This is a genomic window from Lentzea sp. CA-135723 (assembly GCF_050936595.1).
Classification (GTDB): domain Bacteria; phylum Actinomycetota; class Actinomycetes; order Mycobacteriales; family Pseudonocardiaceae; genus Lentzea.
On the sequence record NZ_JBNJMK010000001.1, the window covers coordinates 5458536 to 5472955 of the forward strand.

15 protein-coding genes are annotated in these 14420 nt (G+C 69.2%); 7 read left to right on the forward strand and 8 right to left on the reverse strand.

Features of this window, described 5'->3' with window-relative positions; all coding sequences use genetic code 11:
• Positions 1-262 precede the first annotated feature (262 nt).
• Complete coding sequence (locus tag ACQEU1_RS24920; RefSeq protein ID WP_433206227.1) at positions 263-1924, forward strand: substrate-binding and VWA domain-containing protein; 1662 nt, start codon at positions 263-265, stop codon at positions 1922-1924.
• Between the two features lie 118 nt (positions 1925-2042).
• Here the strand turns inward: ACQEU1_RS24920 and hpt are convergent, their stop codons facing one another.
• The 4 genes from hpt to dacB are packed head-to-tail and all read right to left on the reverse strand — an operon-like array spanning position 2043 to position 6259.
• The gene (gene hpt, locus ACQEU1_RS24925) at positions 2043-2591 is read right to left on the reverse strand and encodes a hypoxanthine phosphoribosyltransferase (RefSeq protein WP_030477529.1); all 549 of its coding nucleotides are present in this window, start codon (positions 2589-2591) and stop codon (positions 2043-2045) included.
• Between the two features lie 17 nt (positions 2592-2608).
• Positions 2609-3520 carry a tRNA lysidine(34) synthetase TilS gene (gene tilS / locus ACQEU1_RS24930; protein WP_433206231.1) on the reverse strand — a complete coding sequence of 304 codons (912 nt, stop codon included), beginning with the start codon at positions 3518-3520 and terminating at the stop codon, positions 2609-2611.
• Entirely contained in the window at positions 3517-4560 is a 1044-nt protein-coding gene (locus ACQEU1_RS24935) for a zinc-dependent metalloprotease (RefSeq protein WP_433206234.1), read from the reverse strand. The genes tilS and ACQEU1_RS24935 overlap by 4 nt, the downstream gene beginning before the upstream one ends.
• A 28-nt stretch (positions 4561-4588) precedes the next feature.
• Positions 4589-6259 (reverse strand): D-alanyl-D-alanine carboxypeptidase/D-alanyl-D-alanine endopeptidase, encoded by a 1671-nt coding sequence (dacB, locus tag ACQEU1_RS24940; RefSeq protein WP_433206237.1) that lies wholly within the window; start codon positions 6257-6259, stop codon positions 4589-4591.
• A 454-nt stretch (positions 6260-6713) separates the two neighbouring features.
• Between dacB and ACQEU1_RS24945 the strand changes: the two genes are divergently transcribed.
• Positions 6714-7220 (forward strand): inorganic diphosphatase, encoded by a 507-nt coding sequence (locus ACQEU1_RS24945; RefSeq protein ID WP_433206240.1) that lies wholly within the window; start codon positions 6714-6716, stop codon positions 7218-7220.
• 58 nt (positions 7221-7278) lie between these two features.
• Here ACQEU1_RS24945 and ACQEU1_RS24950 read toward each other — a convergent pair whose 3' ends face one another.
• Both ACQEU1_RS24950 and ACQEU1_RS24955 read right to left on the reverse strand, forming a co-directional pair.
• Entirely contained in the window at positions 7279-8919 is a 1641-nt protein-coding gene (locus tag ACQEU1_RS24950; RefSeq protein ID WP_433206243.1) for an MDR family MFS transporter, read from the reverse strand.
• A 2-nt stretch (positions 8920-8921) separates the two neighbouring features.
• Positions 8922-9374 (reverse strand): MarR family winged helix-turn-helix transcriptional regulator, encoded by a 453-nt coding sequence (locus ACQEU1_RS24955; protein ID WP_433206246.1) that lies wholly within the window; start codon positions 9372-9374, stop codon positions 8922-8924.
• Between the two features lie 249 nt (positions 9375-9623).
• On the opposite strand from ACQEU1_RS24955, the gene ACQEU1_RS24960 reads away from it, so the two are divergent.
• The 3 genes from ACQEU1_RS24960 (at position 9624) to ACQEU1_RS24970 (ending at position 11871) form a co-directional block, all read left to right on the forward strand.
• A complete protein-coding gene (locus ACQEU1_RS24960; protein ID WP_382443127.1) occupies positions 9624-10076 on the forward strand; it encodes a DUF4442 domain-containing protein in 453 nt (150 codons plus the stop codon).
• 99 nt (positions 10077-10175) lie between these two features.
• Positions 10176-10895 carry an excalibur calcium-binding domain-containing protein gene (locus tag ACQEU1_RS24965; protein ID WP_433206250.1) on the forward strand — a complete coding sequence of 240 codons (720 nt, stop codon included), beginning with the start codon at positions 10176-10178 and terminating at the stop codon, positions 10893-10895.
• Between the two features lie 13 nt (positions 10896-10908).
• Complete coding sequence (locus tag ACQEU1_RS24970) at positions 10909-11871, forward strand: TIGR03617 family F420-dependent LLM class oxidoreductase (RefSeq protein ID WP_433206253.1); 963 nt, start codon at positions 10909-10911, stop codon at positions 11869-11871.
• Here ACQEU1_RS24970 and ACQEU1_RS24975 read toward each other — a convergent pair.
• The gene (locus tag ACQEU1_RS24975) at positions 11853-12026 is read right to left on the reverse strand and encodes a hypothetical protein (protein ID WP_433206256.1); all 174 of its coding nucleotides are present in this window, start codon (positions 12024-12026) and stop codon (positions 11853-11855) included. The genes ACQEU1_RS24970 and ACQEU1_RS24975 overlap by 19 nt on opposite strands.
• A gap of 145 nt (positions 12027-12171) precedes the next feature.
• On the opposite strand from ACQEU1_RS24975, the gene ACQEU1_RS24980 reads away from it, so the two are divergent.
• The gene (locus ACQEU1_RS24980) at positions 12172-12774 is read left to right on the forward strand and encodes an ArsR/SmtB family transcription factor (protein WP_433206259.1); all 603 of its coding nucleotides are present in this window, start codon (positions 12172-12174) and stop codon (positions 12772-12774) included.
• Entirely contained in the window at positions 12771-13511 is a 741-nt protein-coding gene (locus ACQEU1_RS24985) for an SRPBCC family protein (RefSeq protein ID WP_433206267.1), read from the forward strand. Before ACQEU1_RS24980 ends, ACQEU1_RS24985 begins: the two co-directional genes overlap by 4 nt.
• On the opposite strand, the gene ACQEU1_RS24990 is transcribed toward ACQEU1_RS24985, so the two are convergent.
• Positions 13484-14299, reverse strand: a complete 816-nt coding sequence (locus ACQEU1_RS24990) for an endo alpha-1,4 polygalactosaminidase (RefSeq protein ID WP_433206270.1) — start codon at positions 14297-14299, stop codon at positions 13484-13486. The genes ACQEU1_RS24985 and ACQEU1_RS24990 overlap by 28 nt on opposite strands.
• Positions 14300-14420: the final 121 nt, after the last annotated feature.

Here is a 14420-nt window from a genome sequence, read left to right on the forward strand (position 1 = left end):
CTGGACAACCAACGGGCGGCGGCGGTCCGGGGTTCCCACAGGTGATCCCCACCACGCATGTTCACGCACTTTGGTTCATCCGGAACAAATACCGCCACCCAGACGAGTGACGCAGGTCACGCCGTCTCAGTACGTTTGGCGGTCACATGTCATCCTCGTTCATCCCCCGAGTGTTCCCCCGCCACTCGAAAGAGTGAACACGTGACCGAAGGTAAGTAACTGTATGTCAGCACGTCATACGTCCCCCGGATTGTTCCGGCGGGTGGCCGTCCCCGTGGCCGCCCTGCTGGGAGTGGTCGCGGCGGCGGGCGTCACGGTCGTGGCACTGCGTGTCACCAGCGGTGCCGACTGCTCCGGCGCGCTGCCGCTGAAGGTCGCCGTCACCCCGGCCGCGCTGGATGTCGTGAACGCCGCCGCGCAGGACTACCAGCGGTCACAGCCGGTCGTGAACGGCCGTTGCGTCCAGGTCCAGGTCGAGTCCCGCAACGCGGCCGACGTGGCCAACGAGCTCCCGACCGCGCAGATCAACCCCCACTCCCTCTGGATCCCCGACTCGTCGATGTGGGCGGCAGAGGCCCAGCGCCAGTCGGCAGAGACCGGCCCGGAAGCCCCGAAACTGGACATCAAGCCGTCCCTCGCCACCAGCCCGCTGGTCATGGCAGGTTCCGAACAGGCGATGTCCAAGATCGGCTTCCCGGTCACCCCGGTTTCCTGGTCGAAGGTCGTCGACCCGCGCGTCCAGATCTCGATGAGCGACCCGACGATGACCTCGGAAGGTCTCGCCTCGCTCTTCGTGATTCGTACTTTGCTGGGTAATGCGGACGGAACGCCCAAACCGGAATTGGTGGGCACTCTTCTCCGCGTGGGCCGCAGCGCCGTTCCGTCCGTTCGCGACGCTTTCGGCAAAGTCACCACCGACGCCGAAAAGGCCCCGCTCTTCGCCGCGACCGAGCAGTCCGTCGTGGCCAACAACAGGGCCGTGAAGGACAACGCGGTGCTGGGCGCCCCGCCGAAGGAGGGCACCCTCTCGTTCGACTACCCCCTGGTCCGGGTCTCCCGCCCGAACGAGCCGGAGGGCATCGGCGAGGCGGCGGCCGAGTTCGAGAGGGCGCTGCGCTCCCCCGAGACCTCGAAGCGCTTCGGCGAGGCGGGCTTCCGCACCGTCCAGGGCGCCGCTCCCGCCAAGTGGTCGACCGACGTCGAAGGCGTCCAGGCCGGCGACGTGAAGCTGATCGAGACCCCGAACGCCGACCAGGTCTCCGAGCTCCTGCGCACCTGGGGCGCCATCAGCCTCGACATGCGCATGCTGACCGTCATCGACGTCTCCGGCTCGATGATCGAGAAGAGCGGCAGCAACGGCAAAACGCGCGTCGAGGCCGCCACCGAGGCCTCGATGACGGCCCTGTCGATGCTCCCGGACACCACGGCCATCGGCCTCTGGGCGTTCTCCACCGACAAGAAGCCGCCGAACGACTGGATCGAACTCGTCCCGATAGGGCCACTCGGCGAACCCCTGGCAGGCGTCACCCGCCGCAAGCGCCTGGAGGCGGGAGCCTCCCAGCTCCCCGGCCTGGTCGGCGGCGGCACGGCCCTGAACGACACCACCCTGGCGGCCTTCCGCCACGTCAAGCAGGGCTACGACGCCTCGAAGGTCAACTCGGTCGTGCTCATGACCGACGGCGTCAACGACGACATCTCGTCGATCGACACCCAGGCCCTGATCGAGACCCTGAAGCGCGAGTCAGACCCGGCCAAGCCCGTGCCGATCATCATGGTGGGCCTGGGCGACGAGGTGGACATGGACGCCCTGCGCGCCATCTCGGGGGCGACCGGCGGCAAGGCCTACCAGGCCCGCAACCCGGAGGACATCCGCTCCGTCCTGCTGGACGCGGTCTCGCAGCGGCGCTGCCGCCCGAACTGCTGACCGACCCGAGCGAAACAACAAAGCCGGGCTTCCCGAAGGGGAGGCCAGGCTTTCTTCGTCCCGGGAGGCGGGACGCGCGTTCCGCCAGAGGCTCGACGTCGAGCCCCGTTCAGAAACCTCAGCTCGAGTAGACCTTGGGGTCCAGCGTGCCGATGTAGGGCAGGTCCCGGTACCTCTCCGCGTAGTCGAGGCCGTACCCCACGACGAACTCGTTGGGGATGTCGAACCCGACGTACTTGACCGGCACCTCCACCTTCACCGCGTCCGGCTTCCGCAGCAGCGTGCACACCTGCAACGACCGGGGCTTGCGCGACTGCAGGTTCTTCAACAGCCACGACAGCGTGAGCCCGGAGTCGATGATGTCCTCGACGATCACCACGTTCCGGTCCGCGATGTCGCGATCCAGGTCCTTCAGAATCCGCACCACGCCCGAGGACGAAGTCGAGGACCCATAAGACGAAACGGCCATGAACTCGAGCTGCACCGGGACGGGCAGCGCGCGGGCAAGGTCGGCCATGAACATCACGGCGCCCTTGAGCACCGTGATCAGCACGAGGTCGGAGTCACCCTCCGGGTGATCAGCCGCGACCTGCTTGGCGAGTTCGGTGACCTTGTCGCTGATCTCCTGCTCGGTGATGAGCACGGATGCGATGTCGCCGTCGTACACGGACAGGTCCCCTCTGCTTAAGACTGTGGTTCCACAACGAGCCTGCCATGCGCGCGCCGCACGACAAAGCCGCCAGGTAGCCAGACACCGCCCTGACCGCGCCATTCACTCACCAGTGCGTCGACGCGGCGCAGGTGCGAATCAGACAGTTCAGGCACGCCCTCCTCGAGCAGCCACGCCCTGACCACTCTCCGGCGCAACGCGACCGGCAACTCGCAGATGTCGTCAACGGCACAGCAGTCGCCGGCGAAGGCGGCGGCGAGCGAGTCGAGTGCGTCACAGTCCTCGCGCAGCTGGGCCGCGGTCCGCGCCAGCGACGACGCCACGCCGCCCTGCAACACCGACTCCAGCAGCGGCAGCACCTCGGCACGCAGCCGCACCCGCGTGAACGACGGGTCGACGTTGTGCGGGTCCTCCCACACCGGGATCCCCTGCTCCTCGCACGCGGCACGGGTGACGGCACGCGACACCCCGAGCAACGGCCGTCCCCAAGGCGCGTCGAACACCTTCATCCCTGCGATCGACCTCGGCCCTGACCCGCGACCCAACCCGAGCAGCACGGTCTCGGCCTGGTCGTCCAGCGTGTGGCCCAGCAACACCACCCCGGCCGCGGGCCTCAACGCCGCGTAGCGCGCCGCACGGGCCGCGCCCTCCGGCCCACCGGGGCCGGACACCACGACGGGCTCCACTCGCGACACGAGCCCGAAATCGGCGCACTGCTGCGCGGCGCGCAACGCCACGTCGGCTGAGCCGGGCTGCAAACCGTGGTCCACCACCACGGCCGACGCGCCGGGCACCAGCCGGCCCACGCAGGCGGCCAGCGCCAGCGAGTCGGCGCCGCCGGACACGGCCACGGTCACGGCGTCGGGCCGCACGGAGTCCAGGAAGCGGCGGACCGCCGAACGGATCTCGGCGACCGGACCGTTCACGGCGACACGCGGCGCAGCCAGCTCATCGGCTCGGCGATCTCCGCCCGCGTCGGCAGGGTGTCGGCGGACGTCCAGATCGCGTTGAAGCCGTCCATGCCGACCCGCTCGACCACGTACGAGGTGAACTCGGCGCCCTCCTCGTACTGCCGCACCTTCGCCTCGACGCCCAGCACGGTGCGCAGCACGCGGTCGAGCAGGCCGCCGCCCTTGCGCCGGGCGCTGAAGCGGGTGCGGATGGTCGACACCGACGGCACGACCGACGGGCCCACGGCGTCCATCACGTGGTCGGCGTGGCCTTCGAGCAAAGTGGACAGTGCGATCAGCCGGTCCAGCACGGCCTTCTGCTGCGGCGACTGGATGAGCTCGATCAGCCCCATCGGGCCGTCGCCCGCGCGCAGCTTGGTGCGGAAGTCGCGGATCAGGTCGGTCAGCGGCGCGCGCTCTTCGTCCATTGAGGACAGCAGCGCGGTGACCTGGTCGGAGAAGTACTGGCGCAGCCACGGCACGCCGGTGAACTGCAGCCGGTGCGTGCACTCGTGCAGGCACACCCACATCCGGAAGTCGTCGTCCGGCACGTCGAGAGCCTGTTGCGCCCCAACGATGTTCGGCGCGACCAGCAGCAACCGCCCTGCGAGCTGGTCGGTCGGGCTGAACGGGTCGTACTGGCCGAGCACCCGCGACGACAGGAACGCCATCACGACGCCCGCCTGCACACCCGCGGTCCCGGCGAGCAGCCCGGCCATCGGCCCCGCCTGCCGGGGCATCGCGGGCCCCGTCAGCGCCGCGAGCCCCTGCGCCGCGGCCGCCACCCAGGCCGGCCGGTCCACGACCTCACCGGGCAGCAGGGGCAACCCCGGCCCCAGCCCGGTCAGCTCGCGGACGTGCACCTCCGCCTGTGGCGCGAGAGCGCGAAGCCTGCCGACGACGTGGTCCGCCTCGTCCTTGCCGATCACCGGGCCTGGCCGGACGAGACGTGTGGCGGTCGAAACCGCCAGCTCCCAGTCCACCGGGCCGAGCTCTGCCTCCGTCGCGCCGTTCACGCTTCCGACGCTACCTGCGCACGGCCCGCTACGAACAGCCACAACCCCGCAACGCAGCGGCCATCACGTCAAGTGCGGGGCGCACCTCGGTCTCCGGGTTGCGGTTGCTCGCGGACATGAACGAGAACACGAGCACCCGTCCGTCCTTGTCGACCACGACGCCCGCGAGCGCGTTGACGCCGGTGAGCGTGCCGGTCTTGGCCCTCACCCAGCCCTTGCCGGACGCCGCGTCGCCGTCGTAGCGACCGGCCAGCGTGCCGCTGCCGCCCGCGACCGGCAGCGCCGTCAGCAACGGCCGCAGCTTCGCGGTGCGGGCGTCGTCGAGCGTGGGCTTGGCCGCCGCGGTCAGCACGTCGGTGAGCAGCTTGGCCGGGATCTTGTTCGAGGCGGACAGTCCACTGCCGTCCACGAGGTTCGCCGCGGTGAGGTCGAAGCCCGCCTTGGTCAGCACGTCGCGGACGGCCTTCACGCCCCCCGCGAACGACGCCTCGTTGCCCGTCTTGAGAGCGATCTCGCGCGCGACCGCCTCGGTCAGCACGTTGTCCGAGATCTGCATCATGTTGTCGACGAGCTGCTCGATCGGCGCCGACTTGATCTCGCCGAGCACCTGCGCGCCGGCCGGAGCCGCACCGGCGGTGGCTCCAGGAGCCCCGAGTCGCTGCGCGAACGCGTCCGCCGCCGCCTGGCCGGGGCTCGCCGTGCGCGCACCGTTGACGTTGGACTGGTCGACCCGTCCGCCGTCGAGCATGAACGGCACGATCGGCGCGACCGACCCGCCCGCGATGTCCGCGGTCTCCCACTGCGGCCCGAGCGCCTCGCCCGCGTACCGGCTGAGGTCGAACTGGACCTTGGTCACCGGCCCCTTGGCCTTGACCTGGCCGACGAGGTCGTCGAGCGTCGCGGCGCCGGGGTAGACCGACTTGCCGGGCAGGCCGGAGATCGTCGGGTCACCGCCGCCGACGATCACAACCGTGCCGGGTTCCGCGCCCGCCACGACCTTGGTGGAGAGCTGGTCGGTCTTCTCCAGGCTGAGCAGCGCGGCCGCGGCCGTGAGGATCTTCAGGCTGGACGCCGGGGTCGCGGGCGTGGTGTCGCCCTGCTGCCACAGCGCCGTGCCGCTCGCCGGGTCGATCACGCTGCCCGTCAGCGTGCCCAGCGCGCCGTTGCCCGCCGGTCCGGTCAGCACGCTCTTCACGCCCGTCGCGGACGGCGCGGGACCACCGGCGGTGACGGCCTTGACCAGCGGCTGGACGTTGGCCGGAGCGGCAGGGGGCCTGGTCTCGACCGCCTTCGTGCCGCCGAACTCCTGCACGGCGTAGATCGTGGCGCCCGCGAGAGCCGCGACGACGACCAGGCTGAGCACGACGACGAGGCCCTTGCGGCTCTTGCGCGGCTCGTCGGTCGTGAGCCGGTCCTCCGGCTCCTCCTCGTAGCCCGTGACGGGCAGGTCGCGCGGTTCCTGCCGCGGCGGCGGAGGCGCCACCGGACGGGTCTGCTCGGGACGCGGCGGAGGCGGCGGGGCGCTCTGCAGCTGGTCGACCCGCTTCGTCTGCTCGGGACGCGACGGCGCCGGCTCCGGCCGCACGGGCTGGTCGAACCACGACTGGTCGAGGTGCGGCAGCTGGTCGACGCGCGCCGTCTTGGCGTTCGGCACGGCCAGCTCGGTCGTGCGCTGGTCGGCCTTCGGCTCGACGCGCACCGGGACGGCCCGAGGTTGGCCGACTTCCGGCCCAATCGGGCCGTGAGACTTCCCACCGGCGATTTCCGCGGAGGGCGCCGGAGAACCTCCGAAACCGGGCACTGGCACACCCGAGGGGCCGGAGGCCGCACCCGCACCGTTCGGGGCGGAACGGATCGGCGACGACCTCGGCGGCTCCGGTGTGGACGGCGGCGAGAGCACGGCCGCGAGCGGGAAACGCATCGTCGGCTGATCCACCGAAGGGCGGCTGACCTGCACCGTTGGCTGTTGCGCGGCGGCGACCGACCCTGCGTCGTCGTCCTCGGTCGGCCACTGGGGCTCGTCCGGCAAGTGGGCCTCCGCTAGCTCGGTACGGGCAATCTCACACCCACCAACCACGGCTCCGATGAGGGTTGACAAGGCGTTGTGGTCCACACTAGTGGGCATCACGAATGGGCTACATGAGCGAGGACCAGTGGAATTCGACGTCCTGATCGAGATCCCCAAGGGCGTGCGCAACAAGTACGAGGTGGACCACAAGAGTGGCCGCATCCGCCTCGACCGGACGTTGTTCACGTCGACGCAGTACCCCGCCGACTACGGCTTCATCGAGAACACCCTGGGTGAGGACGGCGACCCGCTGGACGCCCTCGTGCTCGTCCAGGAACCGACGTTCCCCGGCTGCCTGATCGCCGCTCGTGCGATCGGCATGTTCCGCATGACGGACGAGAAGGGCGGCGACGACAAGGTTCTGTGCGTCCCGGCCTTCGACCCGCGCCACGAGCACCTGCGCGACATCCACCACCTGGCGGAGTTCGACCGCCTGGAGATCCAGCACTTCTTCGAGGTCTACAAGGACCTCGAGCCGGGCAAGAGCGTCGAGGGCGCGACCTGGGTCGGCCGCACCGAGGCCGAGGCCGAGATCAAGCGCTCCTACCAGCGCTTGAAGGACGCCGAGGCGCGCGGCGAGTCGTTCCACTAGGAACACACGCGAAAAGAGGGGGCTGCTCGGAGCAGCCCCCTCTTCTTCGTTTGCGCGACTAGACCGCGATGGCCTCGGCGTCCGCGACCCGCTCCAGACCCGACTTGGTCGACAGCGGCTTCTCGCGCAGGAACCACACGAGGACGAACGCGGCGATCATCACGATGCCGCCGGTCATGAAGACCGTGTCGATCGCGCCGGAGAACCCGTCGAGGAACGGCTTGGCGAGCACCGGGTCGAGGCCGTTGAGGAACTCGGTGTTGTTGATGTCCACCCCGGAACCGCCACCGCCCTGCAGCATCTTCGCGAACTCCGGGTTCTGGCCCAGGGCGGCGCGGAAGGCGTCGGTCTGCGCGGCGGCCCTCAGGCCCTCCGCGATCTTGTCGCCGACCGTGCTGAACAGGATCGACAGGAACACCGCGGTACCGACGGTGCCACCGATCTGGCGGAAGAACGTCGCCGAAGCGGTCGCCACGCCCATGTCACGCGGCTCGGCGTCGTTCTGGATCGCCAGCAGCAGCGTCTGCATGCACTGGCCGAGGCCCGCGCCCATCAGGAACATGTAGCCCATGACGAGCCAGCTCGGCGTGTCCGTGCCGATGGTGCTGAGCAGGAACAACGCGATCGCCATCAGGCCGGCGCCGATGATCGGGAAGATCTTGTAGCGGCCGGTCTTCGACGTGACGCGACCGGCGATCGCGGTGGCCGACATGATGCCGAACGTCATCGGCAGCAGCATCAGACCCGACGTCGTGGGCGTGACGCCCTTGACGATCTGCAGGTACAGCGGGATGGAGACCATGCCGCCGAACATGCCGATGCCGAGCACGAAGTTGATCGTGTTGCCGAGCGAGAACGTCTGGTTGCGGAACATCCGCATCGGCAGCAGCGCCTCGTCGCCCATGCGGTTCTCGACCCACACGAACGCCACCAGGCCCAGCACGCCGATCACGTACATGGAGATCGACAGCGCCGACGCCCAGCCCCACTCGCGGCCCTGCTCGGCCACGATCAGCAGCGGCACCAGGCCGACGGTCAGCGCGATGGCGCCACCGAAGTCGATGCGGTGGTTCACCCGCTGGTGCGGGATGTTCAGCACGCGGGCCACGACGAACAGCGCGAGCAGCGCGATCGGCACGTTGACCAGGAACACCCAGCGCCAGCCGGTGACACCCAGGAACGAGCTGAGACCGGCGAACACGCCGCCGATGACCGGGCCGAGCACGCTGGCCGAACCGAACACGGCCATGAAGTACGCGGAGTACTTGCTGCGCTCACGCGGCGAGATGATGTCCGCCATGATCGCGAAGGCGAGCGACATCAGACCGCCGGCGCCGAGGCCCTGCACCGCGCGGAACGCGGCCAGCTCGTACATCGACGTCGCGATGCCCGAGAGCAGCGAGCCGACGAGGAACAGCGAGATCGCCGCGAGGTACATCGGCTTGCGCCCGTAGATGTCCGACAGCTTGCCGTACAACGGGGTCGTGATGGTCGCGGTGATCAGGTAGGCGGTGGTCGCCCACGCCTGCAACGTCTGTCCGTGCAGCTGGTCGGCGATGGTCTTCATGGCGCTGGCGACGATCATCTGGTCCAGCGCGGCGAGGAACATGCCCAGCAGCAGACCCGACAGGATCGTCATGATCTGGCGATGCGACAGGGAAACCCCTGGCGTGGGTGTCGCCTCGGTTGTCGATGACATTTCTAGTCTTCCCCTTCTGCGCGGGGCCCCGTCCCGCGGTAGGTCAAAAGCGCCGGGATAACGCGCTCGTAGTCCTGAACGAAGCGTTCGAACAGATCCGCGAAGCCCTTGAAGTCCCCGTCGGCCCAGTCCGCGAACACCTGCTCGATCGCCTCGTTGCGCTGCCGGCGTCGGTTCATGATCAGCTCGCGGCCCGCTTCGGTGACCGCGAGAACACTGGCCCGGCCGTCCGCCGGGTCAGCACGCCTCTCGACGAGCCCGTCCTTCACCAGCGCGGCCACCTGCCGGCTGATCGTGGACGGGTCGGAGAGCACCGCCTCCGCGAGCGCGCTCGAACGGCATTCCCCGAGTCCGGAGAGCGTCGCGAGGAGCACGAAGGCGGACTTGTCCATCCCCTGCTTGGCCATCTGGTGCGTGACCTGGGCGTGCATCTTGTTCAGCCGCACCATCGCCATACCTACTCGGTCCGCGAGCTCGTGCTCGGGATCGACGGCGAAGGCGAAGCCTGTGCACCTGCCCGGATCGACCATCTGACACCTCGTTGCTTGTATCACCCAACTAGTTGCTCGCTACAAGCATCCATCCCGGTCCACTGTTTCGCAAGTGAGTTTCAAGTCTCACTCCACAGTGGAGTGGTACGCACGCTCCGGGTAGCCGCTACCGACGGGTAGCCCACGGGGTTACTCGCCGGTAGCATCCGTCTCATGAGCCAAGACGTGTCGTTCATCGCCGACGCCATGAAGCAGGCAGTGCCGTACGTGAAGACGACCGGCATCGAGTTCGAGGAGGTGTCGGCGAGCCGCATCGTGGCGTCCCTGCCGGACACCCCCGAGCTGCACAACCACATCGGCGGCCCGCACGCCGCGATGATGTTCGGCCTCGGCGAGTCCGCGTCCGGCGCCGTCGTGATGGCCGCGTTCGCCGCGCACCTCGCGAAGGCCACGCCGCTCGCCGTCAGCGCGGAGATCTCCTACAAGAAGATCGCCATGGGCCCGCTGCGCGCGGAGGCCGTGCTCGGGCGGTCGGCGGACGAGGTCCTGGCCGAGCTGGAGGCCGGCACGCGGCCCGAGTTCCCCGTCACCATCACGATCAGCAACGCCGAGGGCGTGACCACCGGCGAGATGACCGTCGTCTGGACGCTCAAGCCCGCACGCTGAACTGGGCATCTCCGTATTTCGGTTGGAAATCGCAATGAACCGAAACCCGCGAAATACGTAACCTTGGCCGCTCTCCGCCCCGCGTGCACCATCGAGGTCATGTCGGGGTGGAGAACTGTGGGCGGGGTCGTGCTGGTCCTGCTCACCGCGGGATGTGCCGCGCAGGTGCAGCAGTCGAGGCCGGTGGCCGTCGAGAAGCCGGCCCTGGACGACCCGGTGACGGCGACGTCCAGTTCGCCGTCGGTGCCGCCCGCCCAGCTCGACATCAGCGTGGCGTCGATCGTCGACGGCCGGTCCGTGATGCTCTCCGACGGCTCGAAAGCCGAGGTCAGCGGCCTCGCGCAGCCCGGAGCGTGCTGGGCGGACGCGGCCACGAGCTTCGCCAAGAGCATGCTGCTGAACCAGCAGGTGCGCTACGACCGGACCACCGGCGTCCTCTCCCTCACCGACGGCACCGACTACGCGTTGCTCGCGCTGGGCAACGGCGCCGGACGCACCGCCGGGACCCCCACGCCGGGCCAGAAGGAGGCCGAGGGCGCCGCCCAGCGCGTGCCGATGGGCCTCTGGGGCACGCCGTGCGGCGGCAAGGACGTCCTGGAGACCTCGACTCCCCCGCCTCCGCCCGCCCCTCCGCCGACGACCACCACGACCAAGAAGCCGACGACGACGCCGACCACGCCGAAGCAGACCTTCTTCGCGAACTGCGACGAGGTGCGCAGGGCCGGTGCCGCGCCGCTCTACTGGGGCCAGCCGGGCTACCGGGTCGAGCTCGACGACAACCGCAACGGCATCGCCTGCGAGACGACCCGCTACCGCTAATAACCTCAGCGGCATGAAGCTGGACAAGGCCGCCGTCGAGTACAGCCCCGCGAGCGCCGGGGACATCGCGAAGCAGGCAGAGGACCGCGGCTACGACGGGTTCTGGCTCGCCGAGACCAAGCACGACCCGTTCCTCGCGCTGGCAGGGGCCGCCTCGGCCACCGAGCGGATCGAGCTCGGCACGGCGATCGCGGTGGCGTTCGCGCGCAACCCGATGACCGTCGCCACCACGGCGAACGACCTGCAACTGCTGTCGGGCGGCCGGTTCAACCTCGGCCTGGGCTCGCAGATCGAGGCCCACATCACCAAGCGGTTCGCCATGCCGTGGAGCAGGCCGGCGGCGCGCATGCGGGAGTTCGTGCTGGCCCTGCGTGCGATCTGGCACGCCTGGGAGACCAGCGAGCGGCTGGCGTTCCGCGGCGAGTTCTACAAGCACACGCTGATGACGCCGTTCTTCGACCCCGGCCCGAACCCGCACGGCCAGGCGCCGATCTACCTGGCGGGCGTCGGCGAGCGGATGACCGAGGTGGCGGGCGAGGTCGCGGACGGCTTCCTGTGCCACAACTTCACGACCGAGCGGTACCTGCGCGAGGTGACCCTGCCGGCGCTGGAACGCGGCCGTGCCAAGGCGGGGAAGTCGTTGGAGGGCTTCGAGATCAGCGGCCCGGTGTTCACCGCGACGAGCGACGAGGAGATCGCCGACGTCAAGCGGCAGATCGCGTTCTACGGGTCGACGCCCGCGTACAAGCCGGTGCTGGACCTGCACGGCTGGGGTGCGCTGCACGACGAGCTGCACCGGATGTCACGGCGGCAGCAGTGGGCGGAGATGAGCGAGCTGATCACGGACGAGGTGCTGGCCGAGTTCTGCGTGCTCGGCACTCCGGAGACCGTCACGGGCCTGCTCCTGGAACGCTACGGCGACGTCGTCACCCGGATCTCCCCGTCGCAGAACGTGCTTCAGCGACCGGAGAAGTGACTGAGCCCCTGCCGGGCGAGCTCGGCGTGGAACCCGTCGAGCTCGGCGCGCACCCTCGCGACGCCCCTCTTGCGGATCCACCGGCGTCTGCCGACGTTGGCCGCGGTCAGGGCGAAGGGAAGGGCCAGCAGGGTCAGGATCAGCGCCATGGTCATGTCGTCTCCTCAGGGGGTTGCGAACAAGCAACGACCAATCGAGACGTCGCTTACGGTACCGGCTCGAACGCCACCCAGGTGGAGCAAAGTCACCGACAGTTGATTGGTTCTTGACTAATTTTGTTTTCGGTGTGACGCTGGATCCATGTTCGAAGTGGCGGTGATCGAGGACCCGGCCGCGGCCGAGGTGTCGCTGGACCCGGTGCGAGCGCGACTGCTCGCGGAGCTGGCAGAGCCGGGATCGGCGACGATGCTCGCCGCGAAGGTCGGCCTGCCGAGGCAGAAGGTGAACTACCACCTGCGCACGCTGGAGCAGCACGGCCTGGTGGAGCTCGTCGAGGAACGGCGCAAGGGCAACGTGAACGAGCGCCTGCTGCAGGCGACCGCCGCGTCCTACGTCATCTCCCCGACGGCGCTCGCGGCCGTGCAGCCCGACCCGGCGCGCTCGCCGGACCGGTTGTCCGCGCGGTGGCTGCTCGCGGTCTCGGCACGGCTGGTGCGCGACGTGGGCACGTTGATCACCGGGGCGACCAGGGCGAAGAAGCGGCTGGCGACGTTCGCGCTGGACGGCGAGGTCCGCTTCGCCTCCGCGGGCGACCGCGCGGCGTTCGCCGAGGAGCTCGCCGGGTTCATGACGCAGCTCGTCGCCAAGTACCACGACGAACAGGCAGAAGGAGGGCGTCCGCACCGAGTCGTCGTCGCCCTGCACCCGAGCGTGAACGCCGTCGCCAAGGAGGACGAGTCGTGACCCACCGGTTCGAGATCAGCAAGGAGGTCGAGGTCGCGGGGACCCCGGAGCAGGTCTGGGAGGCCATCGCGACCGGGCCCGGCATCGACTCGTGGTTCATGGGCCCGCACACGGTCGACGGCAGGGAGGGCGGCCGGATGACGCTCGACCTCGGCTTCTTCCAGGAGTCATCGACGATCACCACGTGGGAGCCCGGCAAGCACCTCGCCTACGAGGGCGACAAGGGCGAGGACGGCACGTTCCACGCGATGGAGTACCTGATCGAAGGCCGCGAGCAAGGCACCACCGTGCTGCGGTTCGTGCACAGCGGCATCCTCGCCGACGGCTGGGGCGACGAGTTCGTCGACCAGCAGTCGAAGGGCTGGGACATGTACCTGTTCACGCTGGCGGAGTACGTCGAGCACTTCCCCGGTCAGCCGGGCACGTACGTCTTCGCCCAGTGGCCGGAGCAGCCGGAGGGCGCGGACAACTGGCCGGTCCTGTTGGAGGCCTTGGGCGTGCCACTGGACGCGGAGGTCGGCGACGAGGTCACGTTGCGGCCGTTCGGGATCCACGGCGTCGTGGACTACGTGGTGCGCCACGACCTGCACAACTTCCTCGGCGTGCGCGGCCCTGCCGGCATCTACCGCTTCCACGGCACCAGCGCGTTCGGCCACCACGTCTTCGGCGACGCCACCGGTGAAGCCGAGCGGTGGCAGGCGTTCCTGACTCAGACCGTCGGCGGGCAGACCTCGTAGACGTAGTCCTCGTGCCCGTACGGCACGACGAGCCGGTCGCGGCGGATGATCGACACCTTGCCGCCGCGATCGGCACAGGACTTGTTGAACCCGGCCTCGGTGTACTCGATCTGGAAGAAGTCGTTGCCGAACGCGTTGGCGTAGGCGCCGCACTCGTTCTGCACCTGGCAGTCCTCGGTGATCGCGAAGTCGAAGCCGATCTCCTTCTTCCCCGCGTCCCCCAGCTCGGCGGCGTTCTTCTGCGCCACCGCGAGCCCCTGCTCGTGCGCGTACCGCACGAACGCCTTCATGAACTCCTTGGTGGCGTTGAGGTCGAACGCGCCCTGCGAGCGCTGGTACGAGTCGAGGTTGTCCGGCTCGATGCCCTTGAAGAACGACGTCTTGCAGTCCTTGATCCACTTCTTCTGGATCTCCAGGATCTTCGCCCGCTTCTCGCCGGTGGAGATGTCGAGAATTCCCTCCTGCCACTCGGGATCGATCGCCGGCTCGCCGTTGCGCTTGACCAGCAGGTCGTCGTGGTTCTTGCGCCACCAGTCGAGCCCGCCCTCGGCCGAGTTCGGCTGCGTCTGCAACGCGTTGAGGTAGCAGATGTTGTACCGCCGCCCGTCGATGATCTTGCTGCGGTCCCGCACCACGATCTTCACCGGCACGTCGGGCTGGTAGGCGCCCCCGAGCTGGTAGTCGAGCTGCCCACCGGCAGGAGGATTCTCGCGCGGCGGCATCTCGGGCTCGCTACCGCAGGACGCGAGCACCAGGAGCAGCGCGGCCACCGCCGCGGCGGTCTTCATGCGCGGCAGTCTGACACTCGCGGCATAGCGCACGCGTAACACCAGGGAGGTCACCTCCTCGCTGTCGGCCCCTCGATGATGGACGTCCGCGGCCCGCACGTCGTTGCTCCTCCCCGCCGGG

Coding starts and splice junctions, on each gene's coding strand:
- ACQEU1_RS24955 (WP_433206246.1), bottom strand. CDS start 9,374: ATGGCGATGGTGCGGCTGAACAAGATGCACGCCCAGGTCACGCACCAG.
- ACQEU1_RS24965 (WP_433206250.1), top strand. CDS start 10,176: ATGTCGGGGTGGAGAACTGTGGGCGGGGTCGTGCTGGTCCTGCTCACC.
- ACQEU1_RS24950 (WP_433206243.1), bottom strand. CDS start 8,919: ATGTCATCGACAACCGAGGCGACACCCACGCCAGGGGTTTCCCTGTCG.
- ACQEU1_RS24980 (WP_433206259.1), top strand. CDS start 12,172: ATGTTCGAAGTGGCGGTGATCGAGGACCCGGCCGCGGCCGAGGTGTCG.
- ACQEU1_RS24975 (WP_433206256.1), bottom strand. CDS start 12,026: ATGACCATGGCGCTGATCCTGACCCTGCTGGCCCTTCCCTTCGCCCTG.
- ACQEU1_RS24990 (WP_433206270.1), bottom strand. CDS start 14,299: ATGAAGACCGCCGCGGCGGTGGCCGCGCTGCTCCTGGTGCTCGCGTCC.
- ACQEU1_RS24960 (WP_382443127.1), top strand. CDS start 9,624: ATGAGCCAAGACGTGTCGTTCATCGCCGACGCCATGAAGCAGGCAGTG.
- ACQEU1_RS24970 (WP_433206253.1), top strand. CDS start 10,909: ATGAAGCTGGACAAGGCCGCCGTCGAGTACAGCCCCGCGAGCGCCGGG.